15 protein-coding genes, 1 other RNA gene and 1 pseudogene are annotated in these 24,779 nt (G+C 66.2%); 9 read left to right on the top strand and 8 right to left on the bottom strand.

Going from position 1 to position 24,779, the window contains the following annotated elements; genetic code table 11:
* Window positions 1-60: 60 nt before the first annotated feature.
* Entirely contained in the window at window positions 61-735 is a 675-nt protein-coding gene (locus D7S86_RS04975) for a DUF2059 domain-containing protein (RefSeq protein WP_121084353.1), read from the bottom strand.
* A 46-nt stretch (window positions 736-781) separates the two neighbouring features.
* Complete coding sequence (gyrA, locus tag D7S86_RS04970) at window positions 782-3,397, bottom strand: DNA gyrase subunit A (RefSeq protein WP_121083939.1); 2,616 nt, start codon at window positions 3,395-3,397, stop codon at window positions 782-784.
* A gap of 1,035 nt (window positions 3,398-4,432) precedes the next feature.
* Here gyrA and ompA point away from each other — a divergent pair.
* A complete protein-coding gene (gene ompA, locus D7S86_RS04965; RefSeq protein ID WP_121083937.1) occupies window positions 4,433-5,083 on the top strand; it encodes an outer membrane protein OmpA in 651 nt (216 codons plus the stop codon).
* 495 nt (window positions 5,084-5,578) lie between these two features.
* Here ompA and ssrA read toward each other — a convergent pair.
* Window positions 5,579-5,937, bottom strand: a transfer-messenger RNA (tmRNA) gene (gene ssrA / locus D7S86_RS04960).
* 427 nt (window positions 5,938-6,364) lie between these two features.
* Here ssrA and D7S86_RS04955 point away from each other — a divergent pair.
* A complete protein-coding gene (locus D7S86_RS04955) occupies window positions 6,365-7,561 on the top strand; it encodes a fumarylacetoacetate hydrolase family protein (protein ID WP_121083935.1) in 1,197 nt (398 codons plus the stop codon).
* A gap of 262 nt (window positions 7,562-7,823) precedes the next feature.
* On the opposite strand, the gene D7S86_RS04945 is transcribed toward D7S86_RS04955, so the two are convergent.
* Both D7S86_RS04945 and ubiG read right to left on the bottom strand, forming a co-directional pair.
* Window positions 7,824-8,549 (bottom strand): HAD family hydrolase, encoded by a 726-nt coding sequence (locus D7S86_RS04945; RefSeq protein ID WP_420813193.1) that lies wholly within the window; start codon window positions 8,547-8,549, stop codon window positions 7,824-7,826.
* A gap of 7 nt (window positions 8,550-8,556) precedes the next feature.
* On the bottom strand, window positions 8,557-9,255 hold the full coding sequence (gene ubiG, locus D7S86_RS04940; protein ID WP_121083931.1) for a bifunctional 2-polyprenyl-6-hydroxyphenol methylase/3-demethylubiquinol 3-O-methyltransferase UbiG: 699 nt from the start codon (window positions 9,253-9,255) through the stop codon (window positions 8,557-8,559).
* A gap of 412 nt (window positions 9,256-9,667) precedes the next feature.
* Between ubiG and crcB the strand changes: the two genes are divergently transcribed.
* Entirely contained in the window at window positions 9,668-10,051 is a 384-nt protein-coding gene (gene crcB / locus D7S86_RS04935) for a fluoride efflux transporter CrcB (protein WP_121083929.1), read from the top strand.
* Window positions 10,052-10,262: 211 nt separating this feature from the next.
* Here the strand turns inward: crcB and D7S86_RS30080 are convergent, their stop codons facing one another.
* Entirely contained in the window at window positions 10,263-12,281 is a 2,019-nt protein-coding gene (locus tag D7S86_RS30080; RefSeq protein WP_240647983.1) for an FAD-dependent monooxygenase, read from the bottom strand.
* Window positions 12,282-12,464: 183 nt separating this feature from the next.
* Between D7S86_RS30080 and D7S86_RS04920 the strand changes: the two genes are divergently transcribed.
* Window positions 12,465-14,297 (top strand): tetratricopeptide repeat protein, encoded by a 1,833-nt coding sequence (locus D7S86_RS04920; RefSeq protein WP_121083927.1) that lies wholly within the window; start codon window positions 12,465-12,467, stop codon window positions 14,295-14,297.
* A gap of 158 nt (window positions 14,298-14,455) precedes the next feature.
* Here D7S86_RS04920 and tcuC read toward each other — a convergent pair whose 3' ends face one another.
* Window positions 14,456-15,745: an MFS transporter gene (gene tcuC, locus D7S86_RS04915; RefSeq protein WP_121083925.1), complete on the bottom strand. Its 1,290-nt coding sequence runs from the start codon at window positions 15,743-15,745 to the stop codon at window positions 14,456-14,458.
* A 138-nt stretch (window positions 15,746-15,883) separates the two neighbouring features.
* A pseudogene (locus tag D7S86_RS04910) lies at window positions 15,884-16,846 on the bottom strand (gamma-glutamyl-gamma-aminobutyrate hydrolase family protein); the annotation flags it as partial.
* A gap of 396 nt (window positions 16,847-17,242) precedes the next feature.
* Here D7S86_RS04910 and D7S86_RS04905 point away from each other — a divergent pair.
* The 5 genes from D7S86_RS04905 (at window position 17,243) to xdhC (ending at window position 24,777) form a co-directional block, all read left to right on the top strand.
* Window positions 17,243-18,742: an amidase gene (locus D7S86_RS04905; RefSeq protein WP_121084347.1), complete on the top strand. Its 1,500-nt coding sequence runs from the start codon at window positions 17,243-17,245 to the stop codon at window positions 18,740-18,742.
* Between the two features lie 70 nt (window positions 18,743-18,812).
* Window positions 18,813-19,343, top strand: coding sequence for a disulfide bond formation protein B (locus D7S86_RS04900; RefSeq protein ID WP_121083921.1), 531 nt, complete (start codon window positions 18,813-18,815; stop codon window positions 19,341-19,343).
* Between the two features lie 394 nt (window positions 19,344-19,737).
* Window positions 19,738-21,252: a xanthine dehydrogenase small subunit gene (gene xdhA, locus D7S86_RS04895; protein ID WP_121083919.1), complete on the top strand. Its 1,515-nt coding sequence runs from the start codon at window positions 19,738-19,740 to the stop codon at window positions 21,250-21,252.
* Between the two features lie 14 nt (window positions 21,253-21,266).
* Window positions 21,267-23,741 (top strand): xanthine dehydrogenase molybdopterin binding subunit, encoded by a 2,475-nt coding sequence (gene xdhB, locus D7S86_RS04890; RefSeq protein WP_121083917.1) that lies wholly within the window; start codon window positions 21,267-21,269, stop codon window positions 23,739-23,741.
* Between the two features lie 28 nt (window positions 23,742-23,769).
* Window positions 23,770-24,777 carry a xanthine dehydrogenase accessory protein XdhC gene (gene xdhC / locus D7S86_RS04885; protein ID WP_121083915.1) on the top strand — a complete coding sequence of 336 codons (1,008 nt, stop codon included), beginning with the start codon at window positions 23,770-23,772 and terminating at the stop codon, window positions 24,775-24,777.
* The last annotated feature ends 2 nt before the right edge of the window (window positions 24,778-24,779 follow it).

Genomic DNA, 24,779 nt, shown 5'->3' with positions numbered 1-24,779 from the left:
CGCAAACGGCCTTCATGACACGGACCCGAAGATCCGTGACGGATGAATGGCTCGCCAGGCTTACTTCTGTGCCGGCGCCGCCGCTGCGCCGGCCGCCGGCGCCTTCACGCTTGCCACTTCCTTGTCGGCCAGCGAACGCGTCGCGTTGACCGATTGCGGCATGTACTTGTCGAGCAGGCCGTTGACGACGTCGCGACCGACGAGGTCTTGCGCGTGCAGGAACTTCTGACCCGTCGAGCTCTTGTAGAACGCGGTCAGGTCCTTGATTTCCTGCGTCGAGTAGTAACGCGCATACGCTTGGTAAAGCGCATCGGTCTGGTCTGCCTTGAATTGCGGCGTCGCGAAGATCGAACCGGCGGAATCGACGAGCTTCGGAATCGAATTCTGTTGCAGTTGCGGCACGACGGCGCGCTTCTGGTCGACCGTCATCGATTGGTTCTCGACGAGCGCCTCTTGGAGGATCTCGGGGACCATTTCCTTCGCGCGCATTTGTGCGCTATTGGCCATCGCGGCTTCGAGCTTGTCGACTTCGATCGCGGCGAACAGATCCTTGATCGCGCCCTTCTTCGCGGCATCGATGTCGATACGGGCCGGCGCCTGAGGCGCTTGTTGCTGTGCCGGAGCCGGTGCAGGAGCGGCGGCCGGTGCGGCAGGCGCTTGGCCTTGCAGTGCTTGCGCGAACACGAGGGTCGGAACGAACAGCGCGATCGGCAACAGTTTGAAACGCTTTTGCATCATTGCTCCATGGATAGCTTGAAAAATTTTGCGGTCTTGCTTTGCTTTATTCAGTCGCTTCGTCGGCGCCGGCTTCCGGTTCGCTTTCAGCGTCCGTATCCGTATCCGCGTCGGTCTCGGCGATCTGCTGCAGGCCGGACAGACGGGTGCCCTCGTCGAGGCTGATGAGTGTAACACCTTGCGTCGCGCGGCCCATTTCACGGACCTCGGACACACGGGTTCGGATCAACACGCCCGATGTCGTGATCAGCATGATCTCGGCATCCGAGTCGACGAGCGTCGCGGCGACGACCTTGCCGTTACGCTCGCTCGTCTGGATCGCGATCATGCCCTTCGTACCCCGGCCGTGACGCGTGTATTCGGTGATCGGCGTGCGCTTGCCGAAGCCGTTCTCGGTCGCGGTGAGAACCGACTGGTCTTCATCGCCCGCGACAAGCATCGCGATGACCTGCTGACCGTCTTCGAGCTGCATGCCGCGCACGCCACGCGCTTCGCGGCCCATCGGCCGCACGTCGTTTTCGTCGAAACGCACGGCCTTGCCCGAATCGGAGAACAGCATGACGTCGTGCTGACCATCGGTAATCGCCGCGCCGATCAGGAAATCGCCCTCATCGAGATTGACCGCGATGATGCCCTTCTTGAGCGGACGCGAGAACGCTTCGAGCGGGGTCTTCTTGACCGTGCCGAGCGACGTCGCGAGGAACACGTACCGGTCCGCCGAGAACTCGCGCACCGGCAGCACGACGTTGATCTTCTCGCCTTCGGCGAGCGGGAACATGTTCACGATCGGCCGGCCGCGCGACGTACGCGAGCCTTGCGGCACTTCGTAGACCTTGACCCAATAGACACGGCCGCGGTTCGAGAAGCAGAGGATATGGTCGTGCGTGTTCGCGATGAACAGCGTCTCGATCCAGTCGTCTTCCTTCATCGCGATCGCTTGCTTGCCGCGTCCGCCGCGCTTCTGCGCGCGATACTCCGACAGCGGCTGCGATTTCACGTAACCCGCGTGCGACATCGTGACGACCATGTCGGTCGGCGCGATCAGATCCTCGGTATTGAGATCGATCGCGTTCGGCTCGATCAGCGAGCGGCGCGCATCGCCGAACTCCGTCTTGATGTGCTGGAGTTCGTCGCCGATGATCGTGCTGATCCGCTCGGGCTTCGCGAGGATATCGAGCAGATCCGCGATCTGCGCCATGACTTCGCGATATTCGCCGGTGATCTTGTCTTGCTCGAGACCCGTCAAGCGCTGCAGGCGCATCTGCAGAATTTCCTGCGCCTGCGTGTCGGAGAGCCGGTAAAGACCGTCCGACTGCATGCCGAACGACGGATTCAGCCCTTCGGGACGGAAGGCGGCCATGCCGCCCGCGCCGAGCATCTCGCCGCGCGAGAGCATCTCGCGCACGACCGACGAATCCCACGAACGCGCCATGAGCTCCTGCTTCGCGATCGGCGGCGTCGGCGCGGACTTGATGAGTTCGATGAACTCGTCGATGTTCGCAAGCGCGACGGCAAGCCCTTCGAGCACGTGTCCGCGCTCGCGCGCCTTGCGCAGCTCGAACACCGTACGCCGCGTGACGACCTCGCGGCGATGCGAGAGGAAGTTCTCGAGGATCTGCTTGAGGTTCAGCAGGCGCGGCTGGCCGTCGACGAGCGCGACCATGTTCATGCCGAACGTGTCCTGCAGCTGCGTATTCTTATAGAGGTTGTTGAGCACAACCTCGGGCACTTCGCCGCGCTTCAATTCGATGACGACGCGCATGCCCGATTTGTCGGACTCGTCGCGAAGATCCGAGATGCCCTCGATCTTCTTCTCGTTGACGAGTTCGGCGATGCGCTCGAGCAGCGTGCGCTTGTTCACCTGGAACGGCAGCTCGTCGACGATGATCGCCTCGCGCTGACCGCGGTCGATATCCTCGAAGTGCGTGCGCGCGCGCATGACGACGCGGCCGCGTCCCGTCCGGTATCCGTCGCGTACGCCCGAGATGCCGTAGATGATGCCGGCCGTCGGGAAATCCGGCGCCGGGATGATTTCGATGAGTTCGTCGATGCTCGCTTCGGGATTGCGCAGCAGATGCTGGCAGGCGTCGACGACTTCGCTGAGATTGTGCGGCGGGATGTTCGTCGCCATGCCGACCGCGATACCCGACGAACCATTGATCAGCAGATTCGGGATCCGGGCGGGCAAGACGAGCGGCTCTTGCTCGCTGCCGTCATAGTTCGGCCCGAAATCGACCGTTTCCTTGTCGATGTCGGCGAGCAGTTCATGCCCGATCTTCGCCATGCGGACTTCGGTGTAACGCATCGCGGCGGCATTGTCGCCGTCGATCGAACCGAAGTTGCCTTGCCCGTCGACGAGCATGTAGCGCAACGAAAACGGTTGCGCCATCCGAACGATCGTGTCGTAGATCGACGCGTCACCATGGGGGTGATACTTACCCATGACGTCACCGACGATACGCGCCGATTTCTTGTGAGCCCGGTTCCAGTCGTTGTTCTGCTCGTGCATCGCGTACATGACGCGCCGATGCACAGGTTTGAGGCCGTCGCGGACGTCCGGCAACGCACGCCCGACAATCACGCTCATCGCGTAGTCGAGGTACGACCGGCGCATTTCCTCCTCAAGGGAGATCGGCAAAGTCTCTTTCGCGAATTGATCCATTGTCCCTTTCTGTTCCAGAACGCTCTGGCGCGGGCAAGCCCGGACGCATAAGCAGAGGATTCTAACATGCGGCGCAGAGGCGCCGACGCGCCAGGAAAGGTCACGCTAAAAGAGGATGTTACGGCGCGTAAGTCGGCCATTTGGGGGCCTCATGAGCCCTCGGACATGCGGCGAGGCCCGGGCACGCCGAAATCGGCCCTGAAGGCCTCCGGCGCGCGTCGACCGCTCCGATCCGAGGTGCACGGTTTCGTCAGGACTGGAGTCGGGGCTGGGGTCAGGGCTGGGGTCAGGGCTGGAGTCACGGCTGGAGCAAGGGCTGGAAAACGGGAGCGCGTGCGCCGCGCGCCACGCGTCGGGCGTCGGGCATGCCGAATGGGGGGCGCTCTCGGCGATGCCGGGCGGTCATGCTTAGTAATTAGATACGCGTCGCGCGCCGACACGGTCGCCCGAGGCTCGTCCCGACGCCGCGGCGAGCCCGCCGGAACGGCGCCGGACGGGCGGATCGCGGCCCGCCCGCTCGATCTGCATTCACGCATCCGGCCGGTTCGCAACGCTGCGCCGGGATGCAATGTCACATTCATCCGTTTACAGTGAGCGTCATCGCGCGACCATGCGGGGCGCGAAAAGTTCGAGCGAAGAACGAAAGTCGTTGTCAACCGGCGGCCGACGGGTCGTGCAAACGGGCCACAGACGGCCGTTCGCAGGCTTGCGAGGGGTCGAACGCGCGCGTAGAGTGCAAAACGACGAAAAAGTTCTGCAAAAGTTCTGCAGGTTGCGCAAGATTCAAGGTAGGATGGCGACCGCGCAGATGTTGCTCGGTGGCTGTATGAGTTACTGGCTTATCGTCGCAAAGGACGTTTTCCGTGACTGCGGTTTGCATCATGGCAAAATGCCCCGCACAGACTGGTATTGGTCCGAGTGTAGTCGTCGCTTTTTTTGATAAACAGCGATGTTATACTCCGAGCAATGTCAGATTCGTCTTGGTCACCAAGCTCGCAGTAAACCTGCGGTAATCTCAATTTCGAGAGGAGAAATATGAAAAAACTTTCAAAGCTCGCGTTCATTGCAGCTACCGCAGTGATGGCTGCATCGGCAATGGCTCAATCGGTTCCGGCATCGCGTCAAGCCGTCAACGACAACTGGGTGAACGGCACGGGCGAATGGGTTTGGATGAACGGCACGAACGAACTGTGCTGGCGTGACGGCTTCTGGACCCCGGCAACGGCAAACGCAAAGTGCGACGGCGCACTCGTTGCCCAAGCACCGGCTCCGGCACCCGCACCGGCTCCGGCACCGGCTCCGGTCATCTCGAGCCAGAAGGTCACCTTCCAAGCTGACGCGCTGTTCGACTTCGACAAGGCTGTCCTGAAGCCCGAAGGCAAGGCGAAGCTGGATGATCTGGCATCGAAGATCGGCGACGTGAACCTCGAAGTGGTTGTCGCAACGGGCTACACCGACAAGATCGGTTCGGACAAGTACAACGACCGTCTGTCGCTGCGCCGCGCTCAAGCTGTGAAGGCCTACCTGGTCAGCAAGGGCATCGACGCGAACCGCATCTACACGGAAGGCAAGGGCAAGCGTAATCCGGTTGTGACGGACTGCAACCAGAAGAACCACAAGGCGCTCATCGCCTGCCTCGCACCGAACCGCCGCGTGGAAGTGGAAGTGGTCGGTACGTCGAAGTAAGCTTCGGCGACTCACAAAAAGCCCCGCTCTGCGGGGCTTTTTTTTGCCTTGCGCCTTCTCGCGCGCCTCGATCCCACCGTCTTTCAGTTTTATTTGATCGGCATATCAGATGCCTTTCAGTTGCTGCGAATTCAATCGAATTATATATAGATAATCTTAATGATTGAGTAAGCAACGATTCACGGATCGATTTTTCCGATGCGATTGCAACAGTATCGATTTGCCCCTCGATTTAATGATTCGTCATTAAATTGATTTGAATCGCCGGCGCCTAGCGCAGTCGACTTAAGCGAAACTTAAAATAGGGCGTCGCATCTATTCTTTTTATTTCTTGATGCGTGGCGCGCCGCAACGATGAATCGAACAAATCGCAGGATCTGTTGAACCGGCCCCCTCGAAACCGACGCATTCGGTCTTCCCAGGGTACCGCATGAGATCGTGAATTTTTTGTGACACACGACGCGTACGGCGGTCGCGCTCACGACGACGAAGGTGTGGTGGAGGCGGCGGGAATCGAACCCGCGTCCAGAAGTACTCTACGACCAGTTCTACATGCTTAGTTCAGTCATTTGATTTAACCGGACGGACGCGGACGAACACGCTGCCGGACGGCGATTCACTAAGTTTTCGTCCCACGCGTCGTGACGCCACGCAGGCTTATCTGACGTATATGACCTCGCGTGGTCTTGCGACCCTAGCCCGTCAGCGAGCTAGTACGAGGACGGCGGCCCTTAGGCTGCCAGTGCGAACGTATCGTCGTTTGCAGTTACGTTTTTCCCATTGATTAACGAGGTGACGGGTCCTCGGCATGCCCTGAGCCGCTTCGCTACCCCTGTCGAAACCAGGTCGCCCCCACGGTCGGGTACGCTCAACGATATGAGCGGTCTGGCAGTGTAGCGCAGATCGTCGCGCGGAAGAAAGCCCCACTGCACATCCATGCCGGGCCGGGGCGTTTCGGGGGCGTGTCGCGGACGCCTCTGGGGTGCGCCTGGGGTGCGCCTGGGGTGCGCGTCCGAGGGTGCCTTTGGGGTGCGTCTGAGCTACCTCCTGGATACATCGTGGATGCCTGGGATGCCCCACTGCGCGGACGCCGCCGATTCGCGAAAAACGTAAATCCATCAGGAACCGCTGCACTGGACAGCGCGAGGGCGCGTCCCTACGCTGTCGTACCCAAGACCAAGACCGCGCGTCGCTCGCCGTCGCGCATGACAGCCCCGGGCGCGGTCCATCGCCCCGCTCAATTCGACCGACACACGACGCCACCGAGACGCCCGAACCGATATGCGAAACCCCGACCCCGACTTCTGCCTGCCGACCGACCTCAACGACGCGGTGCTCGTCGGACGCGTCTGGCGCGGCACGCCCATCGACGGCCCCTCGATCGTGGCCGTGCGCGCGGGCCAGCTCTACGACATCACGTCGACCGTCCCCACCATGGCCGATCTGCTCGACCGCCCCGATGCGCTCGACATCGCGCGCCACGCCCCCGGCGATGCACTCGGTAGCGTGCGCGACCTGATCGAATCGCACCTGCGCGGCGGCGCCGATGCGCAGGTCGCCACACTGCTCGCCCCCTGCGACGTCCAAGCCATCAAGGCCTGCGGCGTCACGTTCGCCGTCAGCTTGCTCGAGCGCGTCATCGAGGAACAGGCCGGCGGCGATGCAAGCAAGGCGCGCGAAGTCCGTGACACGATCACGAAGCTCATCGGCAGCGATCTCTCGAAGATCCGCCCCGGCTCACCGGCAGCCGACGCGCTCAAGGCAGAACTCGAACGCCGGGGCGCATGGTCACAGTACATGGAAGTCGGCATCGGTCCCGATGCGGAGGTCTTTTCGAAATCTCAGCCGATGTCGTCGGTCGGTTTCTCAAGCGACGTCGGCCTCTATCCGACGTCGAAGTGGAACAATCCGGAGCCCGAGATCGTGCTCGCCGTCAATGGCCGCGGCCAGATCGTCGGCGCCACGCTCGGCAACGACGTCAATCTCCGCGATATCGAGGGACGCAGCGCGTTGCTGCTCGGCAAGGCAAAGGACAACAACGGCTCATGCTCGATCGGGCCGTTTATTCGCTTGTTCGACGCCCGCTTCACGCTCGATTCGATTCGATCGGCAAGCCTGTCGTTGCGTATCGAGGGTGAAGACGGATTCGAACTCGACGGCGTGAGCCATATGAGCGAGATCAGCCGCGATCCGGCCGATCTCGTCGCTCAGACATGCGGCGCGCATCACCAGTATCCCGACGGCTTCATGCTGTTCCTCGGCACGATGTTTTCGCCGATCAAGGACCGCGACACGCCGGGGGGCGGTTTCACCCATCACCTCGGCGATCGCGTGACAATCGCGACGCCCTCGCTCGGCGCGCTCGTCAACACCGTTCGACTGTCGACCGAGATCGCACCCTGGACCTTCGGCGTACGCGCGCTCTACGGCAATCTGGCGCGGCGTGGACTGCTCGACGGCGCGTTGAAACCCGCCTGAGGGATCGCCCCGTCAGCGCGTTGGACGGGTTGGACGGGTTGGACGGGTTGGACGGGTTGGACGGGTTGGACGGGTTGGACGCGTTGGACGGCTTCGGCAGCTTCGGCAGCTTCGGCAGGGGCAGCATGAACGATGGAACCGGCCGACGTGTCGGACCTAGCGTCGGACCGCCCGAGGCGACATGCCGGCAAGACCCGCGCTCATGCGCGGCGTGCGCCCCCGCCGGTCCACCGAGCCCTGGCGATCGATGGGCATTGAGCCCTTAGATCGAACCTCGCAAAACCTGCGCGAGCCGGTCCGGCGACTCGACGACGCAATCCGCGTCCCACGTCACGGGCGGCGAGTCCGTGCCGCAATATCCGTAGGCGGCGGCAATCGTCATCATGCCGGCCGCCTTCCCCGCGGTGATGTCCCGAAGGTCGTCGCCGACATAGACGATATGCCCCGGACTCACGCCGAGCTCGGACGCCGCATGCAGCAGCGGCGCCGGATGCGGCTTCGAATGCGGCGTCGTATCGCCCGACACGACGCAGCCCGCGACCTCGGCCAGTCCGAGCAAGGCGACCAGCGGTTCGGTCAGGCGCGCCACCTTGTTCGTCACGATGCCCCAACGCACGTTGCGCGCGTTCAATTCGTCGAGCATCGGGGCAATCCCCGGAAACAGTACCGTTTCCACGCACAGATCCGCTTCGTAATTCGCGAGGAACTCATCGCGCATCGACGGAAACTTCGGATCGCCAGGGCCGATGCCGAACGCCGCGCCGAGCAAGCCGCGCGCGCCCGCCGACGCGAGCGGACGCAATACGTCGAGCGGCAGCAGTTCGAGACCGCGCGCGTCGCGCATCTTGTTCGCGGCCGCGGCAAGGTCGGGCGCCGTATCGGCAAGCGTCCCGTCGAGATCGAACAATACGGCGCGCGCCGTCATCAGCGACGACGCAAGCAGGGGTTCCGGAAGCGGATACAACTCAGGCGTATCGGGATCTTGCATGATGGCCTCAAGCCTCGCGGCGACACGCGAGCATGTAGTTGATGCTCGTGTCGTCGGACAAGGCGAAATACTTGCCGATCGGGTGATACGTGATGCCCTTGAACTCCACGGCCTGCAAGCCGGCCAGGCGCACGAAACGTGCAAGCTCCGCCGGACGGATGAAACGCGCATAGTCGTGCGTGCCGCGCGGCAGCATCCGCGCAATGTACTCCGCGCCGACGACCGCAAGCAGATACGCCTTCGCATTGCGGTTCAACGTCGAGAAAAACACCCAGCCCCCGGGTTTGACGAGCGTCGCGCAGGCGGCCACGATCGCGGCGGGATCGGGCACGTGCTCGAGCATTTCCATGCACGTGACGACGTCGTAGCTACCCGGTTCGCGCGCGGCCAGCGCTTCGGCCGCAATCGCCTCGTAATCGACGGTGACGCCGCTTTCGAGGCTATGGAGATCGGCAACGCCCAATGCCTCGGTCGACAGATCGATGCCCTTGACGTGCGCGCCGCGCGCGGCCATCGACTCGCTGAGAATCCCGCCCCCGCATCCGATATCGAGCGCGCGCTTGCCCGAAACGGACGCGTGCGAATCGATCCAGCCCAGACGAAGCGGATTCAGTTCATGCAAGGGTTTGAATTCGGCGCCCGGGTCCCACCAGCGATGCGCGAGCTCGCTGAATTTCTGGAGTTCATGGGGGTCGGCGTTCGTCATGGCGTGCTTCGTGCGGGATACATGGGACACGTCAGTATATCGGCGCAACCGCTGCGCCGCAAAAAGCCGGCCGCGCGGGCCCGCCCCCGGCGCGCGCACGCGCTGATGCCGCGGAGCATGAATGCTAAGATCGACCGCGAATGTGACACGACGATGGGCCGTTTGACGACCCAATGCGGACGGACCGTGGACGACGTCTGCGAGACCCGCGGTCGACACGCGCGAGACCCGGACGTAAGCCGCCTTCCCCGCGCGTCGAGCGCAACAGGCGTCGATCGACCGAGCCGCCGCGGTTTGAACACGTCGGATATCACGTGCGATATGTCAGATATGGCAGACCTGTGCGTCGCGCAGTCGGATACAGATGGCGCTCACGCGCGGCACCCTCCAACCCCCTCGATCGAGACCCGACATGATCCTGTCGATTTTGGCCGTCGCCGTCGGCGGTGCGCTCGGCTCGCTCCTGCGCTGGCTCTTCGGACTGCGCTTCAATGGGCTCGTGCCCGACCTTCCGATGGGCACCTTGATCTCGAACTTGTCGGCAGGCTATGTCATCGGGCTCGCACTCGCCTTTTTCGCACGCTATCCGGACATCCCGATCGAGTGGCGCTTATTCGTCATCACGGGCATTCTCGGCGGCCTCTCGACGTTCTCGACCTTCTCGGCGGAGGTCACCGAGCATTTGCAGGCGGGCCGCGTCGGTTGGGCACTCGGCGAAATCGCGATCCACGTGATCGGGTCCGTCTCGATGACGGCGCTCGGCATCCTGACCGTCACCCTCGTCATCAAGCGGTAGTCGACGCCGACCGACGGTCGGATCGAGCTCGAGCACGATGACCGCCGGGGCTGCGACGCGCCCTGCGCGATGCGGTCACCGCACGCTCCGCAACCGCCGTGGGCGCTGTGATCTCCGTGCCACGTATCTGCGTGGTCCCGCGTGCTCTGAGCGGTCGCCAGAGCCTCCGTAGCCGGTCCTACGGTCCTAGACGTCCACGCCGTCGCACACCTCACGCATTGACCTGCGCGCCGAACCAGCGCTCGCAGAACAGCAGACACGCGGGTCCGTCGATCGTCGGACGACCACGTGCGGCGAGATACCCATCGGGGCGCCAGAGATAGAACACGGGCCGCGTCTGCCCATATCCGTCGCTCAGCGGCGGACCGCCGTGCTGGCCATTGCCGTTTCGACGCGACGCATCGGCGCCCCGCGCATCGGCCACGCGCCAGATGCGGATCGCGCCGCCCATGCGATCCGAAAAATGCCGGAACGATTCGAGAAACGGCTCGATCGCCTCCGCCTGCGTGCCGTTCGATCCGGGTTCGAGCAGCACGAACAGCGAGAAACTCCCCGGATCGTGAAGATCGAACAGCCGCGCATGGCTCGGCACCTTGCCAAGCGGTCCGTCGACGACCTCGACGAACGCATCGGGCGCACGATCGCCCGCCTGCGCGCCGCCATCGAGCAGCCGATCGAAGCACAGCGGCCCGCGACGGTAATGCACCGACAATTCGCTGATGCCGCGCCGCGCCGCATTGCGCACCGGGCCCAACGCCGTGAGCAGCGGCGCGATCCGGTCTCGCACCATCATGAGCCAGCCGTGATCGGCGAGTCCCATGCGCGTGACGAACGCGGTCTGCCGAAGGACGTCGCGTTCGATCGGGTGACGCTCGGCGTGATAGGTCTCGAGCAATCTGACGGGCGCGCCGCGCTGAACGAGCGCAAGCTTCCACGCGAGATTCATCGCCTCCTGGATGCCCGTGTTCATGCCCTGCGCGCCCGCGGGACTGTGGATATGCGCGGCGTCGCCCGCCAGCAGCACGCGTCCCTTGTGCAATGTCGTGACCATGCGCGAATGAATCCGGAAGCGCGACGCCCATCCGAGCGACGACAACGTGATCGCGCGCGCCATGCGCGCCGAGACGATCTTCTGACATTCGTCGAGCGTGGGAGGTGCCCCATCGTGCGCGACGTCCCGCACGAGCCCGGATGCGTCCGCCGCCTGCGAAGCGTCGGACGTTGACGCGCCGGCGACAGATGCGCGCGGGATGGGCTCCGGGATCGACGCGGGCGATGCCGGTGATACAGGCGGCGCAGGTGGCGCAGGTGGTGCAGATGGCGCGGACGAAGTAGACGAAGCGGGCGGCGGGGATGAGGCGGCCGACCGAGGCTGAGCGTGAGCCGCGTCGGCGGAATCGTCCGCGGGCACATGGGGCACGTGGGGCGCGCGAGCCCCCTGCGCCGCGCGGTCGTGCGACGCGCGCGTATCGCCGTTCACGCGGCGCGCGCCCGCGTCAGCGATCATCCGATACCGGCCGTTCCCGAGCGGAAAGATAGCCGTCAGTCCCTCGCCCGATAGAAAGATATGAAACTCGTCGTCGGGCAAATCCCATTCGACATGCAGATCGGCAAGCACAAACGCCTGCTCGATCGACTCGCCCTCGAACGGAATGCCCAGCAAATGCCGGACCGCGCTATGCGCGCCGTCGGCGCCGACGACCCATGCGGCATCGACCGATTCGACATAGCCGTCCGCGTGACACAGCGTCGCGATCGCGCGCTGCGAACTCTGCTCGATCGCGATGCACTCGGTCCCCCGCTCGATCGTCGCGCCGAGCGCGGCGACGGCGTCCGCCAGCACGCGCTCCGTCTCGGCCTGATCGACGAACAGCAGGAACGGATACCGGCTGTCCAACGGATCGAAATCGATCCGGATGATGCGGCGCGTCCCCGCGAAGATATTGCCCGCATGTCCGCGATGTCCGGCCGCAAGCAGCGCATCGACGACGCGATGCTGTTCGAGCAATTCGAGCGTACGCGCCTGCACGCCGATCGCGCGCGAACCCGACGCGGGCGCGAGCGCCCGATCGACGAGCCGAAACGGCACTTTCCAGCGCGCGAGACACAACGCGAGCGCAAGGCCCGTCGGCCCCGCGCCGACGATCAGCACGTCCGTGTGCGTGCGCCGCGCGCCGGCCGCGCGGCCGCGCCCCGTCGCGACAGAAGACTCACGGCTGGGTTCAGACATGGTCGACTCCGGAAATCCACGGCGAAATCAGTGTACCGCCGGAACGCGCGAAGCTGTGACCGGCCGGCCGCCGGCCGCGTCCCCCTGCGCACGCGTACGTATGCGCGCCAGCGCACCGGTCGCGCGTGTCCCGCATGGCACAATACGCACCTTCTCCACGCCGCCTCCGATGCAGAACCTGAAGTGAACGTGCTTCGCGAAGCCTACGCAGCCCATCAGCGCGGCCGTCTGGCCGAAGCCGAACGCGGCTATCTTGCGGCATTGCAGCAGTCGCCCGACGAGGTCGATGCCCTGCATCTGCTCGGCCTGCTGCGCCATCAGCAAGGCCGCCATACCGAAGCCGTCGACCTGCTCAAACGCGCGGTCGCGCTGCGTCCGCGCTTCGCGGGCGCGCATTTGAACCTCGGCAACGCGTGGAAGGCGCTCAAGCGATTCGACGAAGCGCAGGCCAGCTACCGCGCCGCGCTCGCGGCGCAGCCCGATATGGCGCACGCGCATTTCAACCTCGCGAACACGCTCGTGACGCTCGAACAGCACGAGGAAGCCATCGATCACTTCGAGCAGGCCGTCAGGCTTCAGCCGAATCACGCGGCGGCCTTCAACAATCTCGGCAACTCGCTCGCGGCCCTCAAACGTCACGAAGCCGCGGCCGGCGCGTTCTACAAAGCCATCCAGCTTCAACCCGGCTACGCGGGCGCGCACAACAATCTCGGTCTCGCGCTCAACGCGCTCGAACGCCACGACGAAGCGCTCGACCATTTCCGCGCGGCACTCGCGAGCGAACCGAATTTCACGCTCGCGCGCTTCAATCTGGGATCGACGCTCGACAAGCTCAACCGTGCCGCCGAGGCGATCGAACCGCTCGAACGCGTCGCACGCGACCAGCCCGCGTTCGCGCCCGGCCACTACGCGCTCGGCAACGCCTATGCGAACGCCGGACGGCTCGACGACGCGCGCGCGCGGCTCGAGGAAGCCGTCGCGCTCGATCCGAGCTTCGCGCTCGCGTGGCAGGATCTCGGCACGGTCGCCTACGATCTCGGCGATTACACGCACGCGGCCGACGCGCTCGAACATGCGACGCAATGGCGTCCGGATCTCGCGCTCGCGCAATACAACCTCGGCCTCGTCGCGTTGATGAACGGTGCATTCGAACGCGGCTTCGATGCATACGAATGGCGCTGGAACGTCTGGCCGCGCCCCGTCGTCGACGCGCCGGCCTGGCGCGGCGGCCCGCTGCCCGGTGACGCTGCGCGCCTGTTGATCCACGCCGAACAAGGCCTCGGGGATACGCTGCAGTTCGTCCGTTATGTCCCGCGCGTCGCGGCCTTGGGCGCGCGCGTCGTCCTGGAAGTTCAGCCTTCGCTGGTCCGGCTGCTCGGACCCAGCGCCGAAGCCTGGGGCATCGAACTCATCGCGCGCGGCGCAAAGCGCCCGCCCGTCGATGCCGAATGTCCGCTATTGAGCCTGCCGCTCGCGCTCCGCACGCGGCCCGACACGATTCCGCACAACGTCCCGTACCTGATGGCGCCGGGCCTCGCGCCCGCCTTCGACGATGCGGGACGACGCCGCGTCGGCCTCGTCTGGTCCGGCGCCGTGCGCGCGCGTCGCGAGACACGTGCGATACCGGTCGGCGCGCTTGCGCCGCTCCTTGCGATCGACGGCATCGAATGGGTCGTGCTGCAGCCCGATATCGGCGACGCGGATCGCGATGCGCTCGCGGCGTGGCCCTCGGTGCGCTTCGCGCCCACGCCGAGCGATTTCGCCGACACGGCCGACACGATCGCCGGACTTGATCTCGTGGTCACGATCGACACGTCGGTCGCGCATCTCGCGGGCGCCATGGGCAGGCCGGTCTGGATCATGCTGCCCAAGGGGCCCGATTGGCGCTGGGGCGCGTCGGCCGCCACGACGCCCTGGTATCCGAGCGCGCGCCTGTTCAGGCAGACGCGCGCGAGCGATTGGTCGGTCGTCGTCGCGCACGTCGCGGCCGCGCTATGCGCGGACCGCGCGAGCTGATCGGCGGAATCGCTAGGACTGCCCACGCGGTACGCGCGACACGCGACGCGAGCCGTCCCAACGAGACACACGAAACAAGACGCACGAAACGCGGCAAACGGCCCGGCGACGCCGCCGCCGAGCCCCGTACGATCGCGACGCGCCTCGATCCGTCTCCGTCAGGCCATCTTGTACTGCTCGCGCGATTCAGGCGTGCGGAACAGCACGAGCGTCGCGACCAGACCGCAGACGGCCGCGGCCGACATCCAAAGCCCCGGGGCGGCCTTGTTGCCCGTCACGTGAATGAGCCAGGTCGAAATCGCCGGCGTGAACCCACCGAACAGTGCCGTCGCGAGACTGTAGGCGAGCGAGAAACCCGCGGTACGGACCTCGGGCGGCATCACCTCGGTCAGCGCGACGACCATCGCGCCGTTATAGCTCGCATAAAGGAACGACAACCAGAGCTCGACGAGCAGCAGCCGCACGAACGACGGGTCGGCCGTCAGCCACTGCATGACCGGATAGCTCGTCAGGATCGTCAGGACCGTGAACGTCAGCAGCAAGGGACGGCGGCCGACGCGATCCGACAACGCGCCCATCACGGGCAGCCAGAACAGATTCGAAATCCCGATGCAGATCGTCACGACGAGCGTGTCGACGGCCGACATATTGAGCACGGCCTTGCCGAACGTCGGCGTGTATGCGGTGATCAGATAGAACGAAACGGTCGTCATGACGACCATCATCATGCCCGCGATCACGATGCCGCCGTTCGCGATCATCGACCGGAAAATCTCGCCGACGCCCGGCCGATGCTTGCGCGCGAGGAATTCCTCGGTCTCCTGCAGCGAGCGCCGGATCATGAACAGGAACGGCACGATCAGACAGCCGATGATGAACGGCACGCGCCAGCCCCAGGCATCCATCAGCGCATCGCCGAGCGCAAAGTGAAGCAGCACGCCGAGCAAGGCGGCGAACACGACGGCCACCTGCTGGCTGCCCGATTGCCACGAGCAATAGAAGCCCTTGTGCCCCTTGGTCGCCATCTCGCTCAGGTAGACCGACACCCCGCCGAGCTCGACACCGGCCGAGAACCCCTGGAGCAAGCGCCCGACAAGTACGAGCAGCGGCGCGACGAAACCGATCGTCTGATAGCCGGGCACGATCGCGACGAGCGTCGTGCCGATCGCCATCAGCACGAGCGTCAGGATCAGGCCCTTGCGCCGGCCGTGGTGGTCGATATACGCGCCGAGGATGATCGCGCCGAGCGGACGCATGAGGAACCCTGCACCGAACACCGAGAGCGACAGCATCAGCGAGGCGAACGGGTCATGGCTCGGGAAGTACGTGCGCGCGATATCGGACGCGTAGTACCCGTAGACCATGAAGTCATACATTTCGAGGAAGTTGCCGCTCGTCACGCGAAAGACGGTCCGGGCTTTCGATTCTTGCTTCGTGGGGGTATCCATGATCTCTCCTCCTGTCTCCGACCGCCCCGGCCGGGCCGCGTCGCCGCGCGCCCATGCAGGTCGGAACGTACAGCCGGCTCAGCAGGCCGGCGTTGTTGTGCCGATCGCGCGCGAGACGCGCGATCGGTCGACTGATGCCTAAAACCGCGTCTCGCGCGCGTGCCGCAGGAACGTATCGAGCAACGGCGTGCAGTCGAGCAGCTCGGGTCCGCCCGCGCTATGAAACTCGGGATGCCATTGCACGCCCGTGACGAACGGCGCCTTGCGATACCGGATCGACTCGACGATGCCGTCATCGGCCGACACGGCCTCGATCGACAGATCGCGGCCCAGCACCTTGACCGCCTGGTGATGGATCGAATTGACGAGCGCCTCGCTGCGCGTCGGGAACATCGACGCGAGCGTCGACCCCTGCGGGAACTGGATCGTATGCCGCAGGCGGTCGTACTGGTCGTTCACATGCGTCTGCGCGGTCGGCACGTCGGTCGCGATGTCCTGATAGAGGGTCCCGCCGAACGCGACGTTGATGAGCTGGCAGCCTCGGCAGATGCCGAGCACGGGCTTGCCCGCCTCGATGAATTCATGCAGCAGTTCGAGTTCGTACATGTCGCGCACGCGATCGCCCGGCCATTCGGGCCGCGTCGTCACGTCGGCGTAAGACTGCGGCGAGACGTCGGCGCCGCCCTGCAGCACGAGCCCGTCGAGCTGCTTCGCATAATCGCGCAGCCGGATATTGCTCGGATGGAGCATGCCCTGGTGTCCAACGGTCGGGATCATGAACACGATCACGTCGCGCGACATGACCCAGTGCGCGACCGACTCCTCGAGATATTGGAGCGTCTTGCCGCGCAGCCCCTTGGCGCCCGGCTCCGGATGAAAGATCCGCGCCGATACGCCGATGCGCAGCGTCCGTTGCGTGATGCGCTGGCCGGCCCGATCGAACAACGCGCGGGCGCGCGCCGCGAAGATCCGCCCGAACACCGACCACGCCGAATCGTGCGCTTTCAGATACGCGGGCGGCACGTTGGGCGTCGCGGCGCCGCGCAGCGCTTCGGGCGCGGGATCGGGTCCGGCGGAATCGGACGCGGCTTCGACGGTGGGATCCGGGGTCGCGCTCGGCGCGACGGTCGATGTCGTGGGCGCAACGCCGGCCTGGACAGCCGGGTCGGATGCGGGCGGGATGGGACGCGACGGGTCTTCACTCATCGTGGCTCAACGGGCGCAAGGCGCGTGGATGGCTGGGACGGCCCATTATCCGCCTCTACCCTGACCCCGGCAAACCCGCGATTTGCAACGGAACGTTAGCGTTGGCCCGACGGCGCGCGCGGCCGCGGCGCGCTTTTTGACGCGCTTTTTGACGCGCTTTTTGACGCGCATCGCGGCCGCGCAATGCGTCCTACAATGGCGGCTTTCTTCGCTGCGTCGCGCCCGCGCGGATCGCCGATCCGCGCGGGCGCCGACGCGTCCCTTGCCGTACGCCGAGGACCCCGCGCCACCATGAGCCGTCCCACATCGACCGTATCCGACGCTGCTTCGCTCCACGCCTCCGACATCCAGACGATCGGCTCGGGCCGGTCCGATACCTATCGCGTGACAAGCCTGCGCGCGCTCGCGCGCGATCTCGACGCGGGCCGCATCACGAGCCGCGCGTTGACGCAGGCGATGCTCGCGCGCATCGCCGACCCGAACGGCCAGGGCAAGCAGGTCTTCATTCACGTCGATGCGGCGCACGCGCTCGAGATGGCCGACGCGGCCGACGCCCTGCGCCGTGCGGGCACCGTGCTCTCGCCGCTGCACGGCGTGCCCGTGTCGATCAAGGATCTGTTCGACGTCAAGGGCGAGGTCACGCGCGCGGGCTCGGCGGTCCTGCGCGACGCCGCGCCCGCGCACGCGGATGCCGAAGCGGTCGCGCGTCTGCGCCGCGCGGGCGCCGTGCTGATCGGACGCACGAACATGAGCGAATTCGCGTTTTCGGGCGTCGGTCTCAACCCGCACTACGGACATCCGCTCGCGCCGTATCGACGCGCGGCGCAAACGGTGTCGGGCGGATCGTCCTCGGGCGCGGCCGCGTCCGTCGCGGACGGCATGGCCGCCGTCGCGCTCGGCACCGACACGGGGGGATCGATCCGGATTCCGGCGACGTTCTGCGAATTGACGGGCTTCAAGCCGACCGCGCGCCGCGTGCCGGCGACCGGCGCGTTTCCGCTGTCGACGACACTCGACTCGATCGGCCCGATCGGGCTCACCGTCGATTGCTGCGCGATCGTCGACCGGATTCTCGCGGGGCTGCCCGCGACGGCGCGCGACGAGCCCGCGGTCTTGGACGACGCGGGATCGCGCGCGCGCGCCTTCGGCGCAAAGCCGCTCGCGGGACGCCGCTTCGGCGTGCTGCGCAACTTCATGTTCAACGACGCCGACGACATCGTGCCGCGCGCATTCGAGCATGCGCTGCGCGCGCTCGAGGCCGCGGGCGCCGAACTCGTCGATTTCACGTTCGATGCGCTCGACCGCCTGCCCGAGATCAACCGCATCGGGATCCCGTCGATCGAATCGTATGCGCTCCACCGTCCGCTGCTCGAGCACGCGGCTCAGTACGACTCGCGCGTGCTCTTCCGGATCATGAAGGGCGAGACCGTGCGCGCGAGCGAGTACATCGACCTGCTCGGCGAGCGCCGCGCGATGATCGACGCGGCGGCGCGCGCGTTCGCGCCGTTCGACGCCGTCGTCTGCCCGACCGTGCCGATCGCGCCGCCGACCGTCGCCGATCTCGCCGACGACACGGCGTTCTTCCGGCTTAACCCGTTGATCCTGCGCAATCCGAGCGTCATCAACTTCATCGACGGCTGCGCGCTGTCGCTGCCGTGCCACCGCGCGGGCGACGCGCCGGTCGGCCTGATGCTCGCCGGCCTCGCCGAGCGCGACGCGGCGATCCTCGCGCTTGGACGGCGCGTCGAGGCCGCACTTGAGGGCGTGCGCGGAACGAACCCGCTACAATGAGCCGCCCGCCTCAAGACGGCCGCTATCCGACCGATAAGCGATTCATGATCGACCACATTCCAACCGTCCAATGATCCGTACCTTCGACGCCTCGTCGCGTCTGCTTGCTCGTGAACGCCGCCGCCTGCTCGCGCTCGCAATCGTCTGCATCGGCCTCGTCTGCGGGGCGCTCTATCTCCAGATTTTCCAGCGCGAAGACCCGTGCCCGCTCTGTATCCTGCAGCGCTACGGCTATCTGCTGATCGCGATCTTCGCGCTGATCGGTTCGACGTCGTCGAGCTGGCGCAGCATCGCGATCTCCGAGACGCTCGTGCTGCTCAGCGCGCTCGGCGGTCTCGCGACGGCCGCGCGCCACGTCTGGGTCCAGGCGCACCCGAGCTTCAGTTGCGGCTTCGACAAGCTCCAGCCGATCGTCGACGGTCTGCCGCCCGCGAAGTGGCTGCCGCAGGTGTTCCAGGTCGCGGGGCTCTGCGAGACGCCCTATCCGCCGCTGCTGGGCCTCACGTTGCCGCAGTGGTCGCTCGTCGGCTTCGTGCTCGTGACGGTGCTCGTCGCGCGCTCGATGTGGACGCGCAAGCGCGTGCTCGCCGCCGGCCGATAGCCGCACCCTTCCCGTTTTCCGAACGAGGCTCCCGCGACGCGACGGCGTCCGGGCGCCTCGTTCGCGTTTACACGGAGAAAAGCGCCGGGGAAATATCCAGGCAAGCCTCCATGGAGCCCCCTGCGGGAAACACCGAAACGCGCCCGAGGGGAAACACCGAGGGCAAACACCCAGGACGGCGCGCCGGCACGGCGCGTGCTTGCCTGACAAGGCCCGCGCGCCGGCGGCGGAACCGGATATAGGCGGCTCCGCATGGCGCGGATCAGACGCGCCAATACTTTCCGGCACGGCTCAGTGCTATGGTTCGCATCATGGATGGCGATCACGTGCGCATGAGCGCGGCGCGCGCCGGGTCCGCAACCTTTTCGAGCTGCTCGTCCAGCCGAGTCATCCTATGGATTCGCACACTCTCCGTTTCTATTATCGCGGCGAGGTCCGCGAGGTCGGCGGCGTCGCCGCCACGCGCACCGTTCTCCAGCATTTGCGCGAAGACCTGAACTGCACCGGCACCAAGGAAGGCTGCGCCGAAGGCGACTGCGGTGCATGCACGGTCGTCGTCGGCGAGCCCGACGGCGAAGGCGGCGTCTCGCTGCGCGCCGTCAATGCCTGCATCCAGTTTCTGCCGACCCTCGACGGACGCGCGCTCTACACGGTCGAGGACCTGCGCCGCGCCGACGGCACGCTGCATCCGGTACAGCAGGCGATGGTCGATTGCCACGGTTCGCAATGCGGTTTCTGCACGCCGGGCTTCGTCATGTCGATGTGGGCGCTTTACCAGAACGTCGACCCCGCCGCCGGCGCGCCGACGCGCGAGGACATCGACGAGGCCCTGTCCGGCAATCTGTGCCGCTGCACGGGCTACCGGCCGATCATCGACGCGACCCGGACCATGGTCGACTACCCGCCGGCCGGCGGCGACCGGATCGATCGCGACGCGCTCGCGCGCACGCTCGCGAGCCTTGACCGCACCGAGACGCTCGACTACCCGTATCTCGACGCGAACGGCAACGCGCACCGCTTCATCGCGCCGCGCACGCTCGCGGCATTCGCCGACTATCGCGCGGCCCTGCCCGAGGCGCGCGTGCTCGCGGGCAGCACCGATATCGGCCTCTGGGTCACGAAACAGTTTCGCGATCTCGGCGACATCCTCTATATCGGCAACGTTGCGGAACTCCGTGCGATCGACGTCGGCGCCGATACGCTGACGGTCGGGGCCGCGGCCAAGCTTCAGGACGCGTTCGGCGCGATCGCGGCCGACTACCCCGAGGTCACCGAACTCTGGAAGCGCTTCGCGTCGGTGCCGATCCGCAACGCGGGGACGCTCGGCGGCAATGTCGCGAACGGCTCGCCGATCGGCGACTCGATGCCCGCGCTGATCGCGCTCGGCGCACAGGTCGTGCTGCGCCATGGCGCACAGCAACGCACGCTGCCGCTCGATGCGTTTTATCTCGCCTACCAGAAGACCGCGCTGACGCCCGGCGAATTCGTCGAGGCGATCCGCGTACCGCGCCCGACGCACGACCTGCGTTTCCGCACGTACAAGCTGTCCAAGCGCTACGACTCGGATATCTCCGCGGTCTGCGGCGCGTTTGCGATCCGTCTGAAGGAGGGGTCGATCGCCGAGGCGCGCATCGCTTACGGCGGCGTGGCCGCGACACCCAAACGCGCGGCGTCCGTGGAAGCCGTCCTCACGGGCGCGCCCTGGACCGAAGCCACCGTACGCGCCGCGATGGACGCGCTGTCGGCCGACTATGCACCGCTCTCGGACATGCGCGCGTCGGACGCCTATCGCGCGAAGACCGCGCGAAACCTGTTGTATCGCTTCTGGCTCGAAACCCGCGACGCGGCGCCGCTCGACCTCGCCGAGGTCAATGTGTTCGCGGCGCCCGACGCCTGGGCGACGGCCTGAGCGAAGGAGGGATCATGAATACGCATCACGACGCGCCCGGCGCGGCGACCCTCGACCGCGCCCCCGCGCAGGCGGCCGATTCCGCGGCCGCCGCGCGCGGCCCCTCGATCGGCGTGCCGCGCGCGCATGAGTCGGCGACGCTGCACGTCTGCGGCGAAGCGACGTATACCGACGACATCGTCGAACTCCAGGGCACGCTGCATGCGGCGCTCGGGCTCTCGAAGCATGCGCACGCGCGGATCGTCTCGATCGATCTCGACCGCGTGCGGCGCGCGCCCGGCGTCGTCGCGGTATTCACGGCCGCCGACATCCCTGGCGTCAACGACTGCGGTCCCGTGCTCCACGACGATCCCGTGCTCGCCGAGGGCGAGGTCCTCTATCTGGGTCAGCCCGTGTTCATCGTCGTCGCGCGGACCCACGATCTGGCGCGTCGCGCCGCGCAGCTCGCGCGGCATGACGACGTCGTCCGGTACGAGCCGCTCGAAGCCGTGCTGACCGCGCGCGACGCGCACGCGCGCAAGCAGTACGTGGTCCCGCCGCTGCATCTCGTGCGCGGCGATCCCGACGCCAAGATGGCCGAGGCCCCGTATCGCGTGAGCGGCGAATTCGAAGTCGGCGGGCAGGAACAGTTCTACCTCGAAGGTCAGATCGCCTATGCGGTCCCGAAGGAAGGCGATTCGATGCACGTCTGGTGCTCGACGCAGCATCCGAGCGAGATGCAGCATGTCGTCGCGCATCTGCTCGATCTGCCGAGCCATGCGGTGCTCGTCGAATGCCGGCGCATGGGTGGCGGCTTCGGCGGCAAGGAGTCGCAGTCGGCGCTGTTCGCGGGCGCCGCCGCGCTCTGCGCGCGGCACCTGCGCCGTCCGGTCAAGCTGCGCGCCGACCGCGACGACGACTTCATGATCACGGGCAAGCGTCACGACGCGTGGTACCGGTACGAAGCCGGGTTCGACGCCGAGGGGCGGCTGCTCGGCGCCCGCGTCGAGATCGCGCTGCGCGCCGGGTTCTCGGCCGATCTGTCGGGCGCGGTCGCGACGCGCGCGCTCTGCCATTTCGACAACGCCTATTTCCTGCCCGACGTCGACATCTGGGCCCTTGCGTGCCGAACGAACACGCAATCGAACACGGCGTTCCGCGGCTTCGGCGGTCCGCAGGGCGCGCTCGTCATGGAAGTCCTGCTCGACGCGATCGCGCGCAAGCTCGGACGCGATCCGCTCGACGTGCGGCGCGCCAACTTCTACGGCACGCAGGAGCGCAATGTCACGCCCTACGGGCAGACCGTCACGGACAACGTCATCGGCCCGTTGACCGACGAACTCGTCGCGTCGAGCGACTACGCGACGCGCAAGGCCGCGATCGACGCGTTCAATCGATCGAGTCCCGTGCTCAAGCGCGGGATCGCGCTGACGCCGGTCAAGTTCGGCATTTCGTTCAACGTCCCACATCTGAATCAGGCCGGCGCGCTCGTCCACGTCTATCGTGACGGTTCCGCGCTCGTCAATCACGGCGGCACCGAGATGGGACAGGGCCTGAACACGAAAGTCGCGCAAGTCGTCGCGGCCGTGCTCGGACTCGACCTGAACCGCGTGCGTTCGACCGCGACCGACACGAGCAAGATCGCGAACACCTCGGCGACGGCGGCCTCCACCGGCAGCGACCTCAACGGCAAGGCCGCCGAGGCGGCCGCGCTGACGATCCGCATGCGCCTCGCCGAATTCGCCGCGAAGCAGTACGGCTGCGAGGCCGACGAGGTCGAATTCGACGGCGGCCGCGTATTCGCGAAGACGTTCGACGTCGCGTTCGCGACGCTCGTCGAGGCTGCGTATCTCGCGCGCGTACAGTTGTGGTCCGACGGCTTCTACGCGACGCCCAAGGTCCATTGGGACTCGAAGACGCTGACCGGCGCGCCGTTCTACTATTTCGCGTATGCGGCGGCCGTGTCCGAGGTCGTCATCGATACGCTGACGGGCGAATGGAAGCTGGTGCGCGCCGACGCGCTCTATGACGCGGGCCGCTCGATCAATCCCGCGATCGACATCGGCCAGGTCGAAGGCGCATTCATCCAGGGCATGGGCTGGCTCACGACCGAAGAACTCTGGTGGAACGCCCAGGGGCGGCTCATGACGCATGCGCCGTCGACCTACAAGATCCCGGCGATCAGCGATTGTCCCGCTGCGTTCCACGTGCGCTTGTTCGATAACCTGAACGCCGAGCCGAGCGTCTACCGGTCGAAGGCCGTCGGCGAACCGCCGCTGCTGCTGCCGTTTTCGGTGCTGCTCGCGATCCGCGACGCGATCGCCGCGACGTCGAGTGATCCGCGCTGCGTGCCGCCGCTGCGCGCGCCCGCGACGCCCGAGGCCATCCTCGATGCGATCGACGCGGTCGCGGCCGGCCGGCAAGCCGTCGAGGTCGCCGTGCATCCGCTCGCGGGCGCGCCGCTCATCGAGGGCGCGCTCACGTCGAGCATGGAAACGACGGGCCGCTGAGCGCGGCACGACACGATACGACACGCCTATGGACCGCTGGCTTCAGTCGCTGCAACAGACGCTCGTGCACGGCGACGCCGCCGTGCTCGTGACCGTCGCGCGCACCGAAGGATCGGCGCCGCGCGACGCGGGCACGAAGATGGTCGTGACGCGCGAGGCGATCTACGACACGATCGGCGGCGGCCATCTCGAGTTCAAGGCCATCGACATCGCGCGCCAGGTGCTTCGCGAAGGCGCGCACGGCCCGACCGACGTCAACCGGCGCCTCGAACGCATGTCGCTCGGCCCGAGCCTCGGGCAATGCTGCGGCGGCGTCGTGGTCCTGTCGTTCGAGCGGCTCACGATCGCGGACCTCGGCTGGGTCAAGACGCTCGCGCGGCGTCTGGCGGCGGGTCAAGCGACGGTGCGCAGCGTGCCGTTCGATTCGACGCTGCCCGTCATGCTCAGCGATCCCGAGCCCGGCTGCGACGTCGCCGATTGCCTGCTCTGGACCGGCGACGGCACGGGGCCCTTGCTGACCGAGACGATCGCGGCCCGGCGCTTTCATGTCGTGCTGTTCGGCGCCGGCCACGTCGGCGCGGCGCTCGTCGACGTGCTGCGCGCGTTGCCGTGCTCGATCCACTGGGTCGATGCGCGCGACGCGCAGTTTCCGAAACTCGACGCCGCGCAATGGCCGTCGCTGACGATCGATGCGAACGACACGCCCGAATACGCGGTCGATACCGCGCCGCCGGGCAGCTACTTTCTCGTGATGACGCACAGTCACGCGCTCGATCAAACGCTGTGTGAACGCATCCTGCGCCGCGCCGACTATGCGTATTTCGGTCTGATCGGTTCGCATACGAAGCGCAAGCAGTTCGAACACCGGCTCGCGGCGCGCGGGATCGATCCGCATCAGATCGCGCGGATGGTCTGCCCGATCGGCGTCGCGGGCATCGTCGACAAGGCGCCCGAAGTCATCGCGATCTCGGTCGCCGCGCAATTGCTTCAGGTTGTCGATATGCGCGTCGCGCATGCGAGACCGGTCACGGCATGAGG

It is taken from the genome of Pararobbsia silviterrae (assembly GCF_003628125.1).
Classification (GTDB): domain Bacteria; phylum Pseudomonadota; class Gammaproteobacteria; order Burkholderiales; family Burkholderiaceae; genus Pararobbsia; species Pararobbsia silviterrae.
Note: the sequence above shows the minus strand (reverse complement) of the source record. Positions and strands in the feature narration are given on the sequence as shown.

Bases quoted from the DNA above. Each gene is read 5' to 3' on its own strand.
- D7S86_RS04975 (WP_121084353.1), bottom strand. From the start codon at position 735: ATGCAAAAGCGTTTCAAACTGTTGCCGATCGCGCTGTTCGTTCCGACC.
- gyrA (WP_121083939.1), bottom strand. From the start codon at position 3,397: ATGGATCAATTCGCGAAAGAGACTTTGCCGATCTCCCTTGAGGAGGAA.
- ompA (WP_121083937.1), top strand. From the start codon at position 4,433: ATGAAAAAACTTTCAAAGCTCGCGTTCATTGCAGCTACCGCAGTGATG.
- D7S86_RS04955 (WP_121083935.1), top strand. From the start codon at position 6,365: ATGCGAAACCCCGACCCCGACTTCTGCCTGCCGACCGACCTCAACGAC.
- D7S86_RS04945 (WP_420813193.1), bottom strand. From the start codon at position 8,549: ATGCAAGATCCCGATACGCCTGAGTTGTATCCGCTTCCGGAACCCCTG.
- ubiG (WP_121083931.1), bottom strand. From the start codon at position 9,255: ATGACGAACGCCGACCCCCATGAACTCCAGAAATTCAGCGAGCTCGCG.
- crcB (WP_121083929.1), top strand. From the start codon at position 9,668: ATGATCCTGTCGATTTTGGCCGTCGCCGTCGGCGGTGCGCTCGGCTCG.
- D7S86_RS30080 (WP_240647983.1), bottom strand. From the start codon at position 12,281: ATGTCTGAACCCAGCCGTGAGTCTTCTGTCGCGACGGGGCGCGGCCGC.
- tcuC (WP_121083925.1), bottom strand. From the start codon at position 15,745: ATGGATACCCCCACGAAGCAAGAATCGAAAGCCCGGACCGTCTTTCGC.
- D7S86_RS04905 (WP_121084347.1), top strand. From the start codon at position 17,243: ATGAGCCGTCCCACATCGACCGTATCCGACGCTGCTTCGCTCCACGCC.
- D7S86_RS04900 (WP_121083921.1), top strand. From the start codon at position 18,813: ATGATCCGTACCTTCGACGCCTCGTCGCGTCTGCTTGCTCGTGAACGC.
- xdhA (WP_121083919.1), top strand. From the start codon at position 19,738: ATGGATTCGCACACTCTCCGTTTCTATTATCGCGGCGAGGTCCGCGAG.
- xdhB (WP_121083917.1), top strand. From the start codon at position 21,267: ATGAATACGCATCACGACGCGCCCGGCGCGGCGACCCTCGACCGCGCC.
- xdhC (WP_121083915.1), top strand. From the start codon at position 23,770: ATGGACCGCTGGCTTCAGTCGCTGCAACAGACGCTCGTGCACGGCGAC.